The organism is Aeromonas cavernicola, assembly GCF_002795305.1.
Taxonomy (GTDB): Bacteria; Pseudomonadota; Gammaproteobacteria; order Enterobacterales; family Aeromonadaceae; genus Aeromonas; species Aeromonas cavernicola.
Genome location: NZ_PGGC01000274.1, coordinates 1 through 1,236, shown reverse-complemented (window position 1 = coordinate 1,236; position 1,236 = coordinate 1). Strand labels below are relative to the sequence as shown.

At 63.7% G+C, this 1,236-nt stretch carries 1 protein-coding gene; it reads left to right on the top strand.

Annotation, left to right across the window (positions count from 1 at the left end; translation table 11 throughout):
• A partial coding sequence (locus CUC53_RS18935) for a hypothetical protein (protein ID WP_157798338.1) occupies window positions 1-1,236 on the top strand: 1,236 nt, incomplete at both ends.

The following is a 1,236-nucleotide window of genomic DNA, read 5'->3' as shown; positions in this document are numbered from 1 at the left end:
GGCGAGCTTGCCGGTGATCGTGGCCCTCAGCGGCCCCGCCATCTCGACAGCCACGGTCACCAGCCGCAGCCCAGCGCTCGATATCTGGCTGTTGGATCTCTCCGGCTCCATGGCGGCGCACGATCTCGCCCCCGATCGCGCGACCCGAGTCAGGGTGCAGTTACAACAGTGGCTGGCCACCCCTGCCGATCATCGCATCGCCCTAATCCTCTATGCCGCCGATGCTTATCTGGCCATGCCCGCCACGGCCGATCACCGTGCGCTCGCCCTGCTGCTGCCCGATTTACGCCCCAGCATCATGCCCTCACCACGCTTATCCTCAGCGCGATTTGGGCAACAAGGGCAGCCGCCATCAGGGTCAAGTGATGCCCCAGAGCGCGCGATTGCCCTAGCGCTGGCCCAGATCCCCGAGGGGGAGCAGGCGCGGCTACTGCTGATCACCGACGATCTGGATGGGGTGCAGCGCGCCAAAATTGAGGCACAGTTGGCAGCCGCCAGCCCCTGCCAGTGGCGTCTGTTTTGCCCGCAACCTGCGCGAGTTAGGCTCGACATCTTGCTGGCCAATAGCGGCAAAGCCGCCACCATGCCGCCCCACCCAGCCAGTGACAATTCCGTTAACCGCTTGGCCCGTTTACCTATCCCAAACAGTGAGGAGATGACCACCCTCGCCCAACGTTTTGGCGGCCAATTACAGTGGTTGAGCACCACGCCGCCGCGCTTTGCCCCCTTGCCAACCACCAGTCGACTCGCCACTGCCCACGTGCAAGAGCTGGGCCCTTGGTTGCTGATCCCCTTGCTGGCACTGGCGCTGCGAGCCCGCGCCGGTCACCTCTGGCTGCTCCTACTGGCACTGACGGGGGGGGCGCTGCACTCCCCTGCTACGCAGGCCAGCGCAGCGCAACAGATAACCCAAGCTACCGTTGATGTGTCCCAAGAAGCGCACGCCATGGCGGCCTATCAGCGCGGGGCATTTCGCTGGGCTGCCCAGCACTTCAGCCAGCCCATTTGGCAAGGGAATGCTTGGTATCGTGCTGGCGATTATCGCCAAGCGGTCGCTGCTTATCAGCAAGATCAGAGTGCCACTGCCCACTACAATCGGGGCAATGCCTTAGTCCAGTTAGGGGAACTGGCCGCTGCTGAGGAGGCTTATCTGGCGGCCCTTGCTGCAACAGCGATAAGTTGTAGCGGGCATCGTGATGATCAGGCTGCTGGGCAAGGGCCGCCAGATAAGCCTCC